This window comes from Pseudomonadales bacterium, assembly GCA_013215025.1.
Classification (GTDB): Bacteria; Pseudomonadota; Gammaproteobacteria; order Pseudomonadales; family DT-91; genus DT-91.
On sequence record JABSRR010000235.1, the window covers coordinates 1 to 3,230 of the forward strand.

The 3,230-nt window shown below is 54.0% G+C and carries 2 protein-coding genes; both read left to right on the forward strand.

The annotated features are described in order from the left end of the window. Positions 1-94 precede the first annotated feature (94 nt). Positions 95-1,573, forward strand: a complete 1,479-nt coding sequence (locus tag HRU21_12305) for a cbb3-type cytochrome c oxidase subunit I (protein ID NRA43071.1) — start codon at positions 95-97, stop codon at positions 1,571-1,573. Between the two features lie 189 nt (positions 1,574-1,762). Then, positions 1,763-3,230: cbb3-type cytochrome c oxidase subunit I (locus HRU21_12310; protein ID NRA43072.1), on the forward strand; the 1,468-nt coding region annotated here is incomplete at its 3' end.

Below are 3,230 nucleotides of genomic sequence, written 5' to 3' on the forward strand. Positions count from 1 at the left end.
GTATATATACTGGTATTGATAGAGTAGTAATCAGATACCGGTATTATAGTGAGATATTGGCTATTAACGGATACAGGGGTAATACAGGGAGTTCCTGGAATGCAACCATAAGTCCCTAGATTCATACTATACCAGCACTTCCCTGGCTACGGGGATACCGGGAAGTATATATAGTACGGTACTAAGAGGGGAGTTATACGGGTCCGGGAACCGGGTGGTCAGTCCGGAGAACCAGTACTTCTATAACCTGGTACTCACGGCCCACGGGCTGGTTATGGTATTCTACCTGGTAATGCCGGTATTGTACGGGGGTCTGGGGAACTATATGGTACCGGTGTACCAGGGGGCGGGTGAGGTAGGGTTCCCCCGGGCTAACGGCCTCTCCCTCCTGGTACTGGTACCGGTATCGGTGTCCTATACAGGGGTGGCCCTGGGGGGGGAGTTCCCGGGGGGTACCGGTTGGACTCTCTATCCCCCCCTGAGCCTCTCCCTGGGAGCCCCTATACAGGTATATACTACTATAGTGGCCCTGGTATATAACGGTACCTCCTCCTTCCTGGGCTCCCTTAATTACTACTGTACCATAGGGAGCATACGGTGCCCGGGGCTGGGGCTGGGGATACAGTACCTGTTCCCGGTATCGGTCACCCTGGTACTCCTGATACTACTGGGGGTTCTGCCGGTACTAACGGGAGCCCTGGGGGCCCTGGTATCGGATACCTGCTATAACACGGTGTATATGGACCCGGCCTTCGGGGGAGACCCTGTATTGTACCAGCACTTCTTCTGGTACTTCGGACACCCGGAGGTATACATCCTTATAGTACCGGGGTTCGGGGTGCTCTCCCAGGTGGTATCCGGGGTATCGGGGGGTATACTAGTGTATGGGGGCCAATCGATGGTACTGGCTATGGGCTGTATATCCGTACTAGGGTCCCTGGTATGGGGACACCATATATATACCCTGGGACTGGAGCCGGATACCAGGGGGTACTATACCGGTATTACAGTGGCTATAGCATTACCCACGGGTACCAAGCTAGTGAACTGGGTATATACTCTGGCAGGGGATATAACCCGGAACTCCCTATCCCCGGGGTACCTGTATACGGTACTGGTACTGGTGATGCTCACGGGGGGGGGCTCCACGGGTATAGTACTGGGTAACGCTGCCGTGGATGTGTCCCTGCATGATACCTACTATGTTATAGCCCACTTCCATCTCATACTCTCCCTGGGTGCCATGGTATCTATACTGGTGGGAGTACTGTATTCCCAGGAGGCCATGGTATGGGGGTATCCCCCCCTGGTGTCCCCGGTATCGGTGTACTACTATACGGGTGTATCCCTGGGAGTGACCCTCACCTTCCTTCCCCTACACCTCCTGGGATACAATACCCAGCCCCGTAGAACCCCGGAGTCCCCAGATAGCTATAACTGCTGGAGTACCCTGTCATCCCTGGGCTCGGGCCTCACGGTAGTGTCCCTGGTGGTGATGCCGGTATATCCCCCTATAGTCCGGGTAACTCCTTACCGGTTACTCCTTAATAGCTACTGTATATACCGGTATTAGAGTCTATAGAGTTGATATCCATATCTACCATATACTAGTACTTCCATAGATGGTATAGCTATATTCTCCTATAGTCTCTATACAGGTGTAAGATAGTATATATACTGGTATTGATAGAGTAGTAATCAGATACCGGTATTATAGTGAGATATTGGCTATTAACGGATACAGGGGTAATACAGGGAGTTCCTGGAATGCAACCATAAGTCCCTAGATTCATACTATACCAGCACTTCCCTGGCTACGGGGATACCGGGAAGTATATATAGTACGGTACTAAGAGGGGAGTTATACGGGTCCGGGAACCGGGTGGTCAGTCCGGAGAACCAGTACTTCTATAACCTGGTACTCACGGCCCACGGGCTGGTTATGGTATTCTACCTGGTAATGCCGGTATTGTACGGGGGTCTGGGGAACTATATGGTACCGGTGTACCAGGGGGCGGGTGAGGTAGGGTTCCCCCGGGCTAACGGCCTCTCCCTCCTGGTACTGGTACCGGTATCGGTGTCCTATACAGGGGTGGCCCTGGGGGGGGAGTTCCCGGGGGGTACCGGTTGGACTCTCTATCCCCCCCTGAGCCTCTCCCTGGGAGCCCCTATACAGGTATATACTACTATAGTGGCCCTGGTATATAACGGTACCTCCTCCTTCCTGGGCTCCCTTAATTACTACTGTACCATAGGGAGCATACGGTGCCCGGGGCTGGGGCTGGGGATACAGTACCTGTTCCCGGTATCGGTCACCCTGGTACTCCTGATACTACTGGGGGTTCTGCCGGTACTAACGGGAGCCCTGGGGGCCCTGGTATCGGATACCTGCTATAACACGGTGTATATGGACCCGGCCTTCGGGGGAGACCCTGTATTGTACCAGCACTTCTTCTGGTACTTCGGACACCCGGAGGTATACATCCTTATAGTACCGGGGTTCGGGGTGCTCTCCCAGGTGGTATCCGGGGTATCGGGGGGTATACTAGTGTATGGGGGCCAATCGATGGTACTGGCTATGGGCTGTATATCCGTACTAGGGTCCCTGGTATGGGGACACCATATATATACCCTGGGACTGGAGCCGGATACCAGGGGGTACTATACCGGTATTACAGTGGCTATAGCATTACCCACGGGTACCAAGCTAGTGAACTGGGTATATACTCTGGCAGGGGATATAACCCGGAACTCCCTATCCCCGGGGTACCTGTATACGGTACTGGTACTGGTGATGCTCACGGGGGGGGGCTCCACGGGTATAGTACTGGGTAACGCTGCCGTGGATGTGTCCCTGCATGATACCTACTATGTTATAGCCCACTTCCATCTCATACTCTCCCTGGGTGCCATGGTATCTATACTGGTGGGAGTACTGTATTCCCAGGAGGCCATGGTATGGGGGTATCCCCCCCTGGTGTCCCCGGTATCGGTGTACTACTATACGGGTGTATCCCTGGGAGTGACCCTCACCTTCCTTCCCCTACACCTCCTGGGATACAATACCCAGCCCCGTAGAACCCCGGAGTCCCCAGATAGCTATAACTGCTGGAGTACCCTGTCATCCCTGGGCTCGGGCCTCACGGTAGTGTCCCTGGTGGTGATGCCGGTATATCCCCCTATAGTCCGGGTAACTCCTTACCGGTTACTCCTTAATAGCTACTGTATAT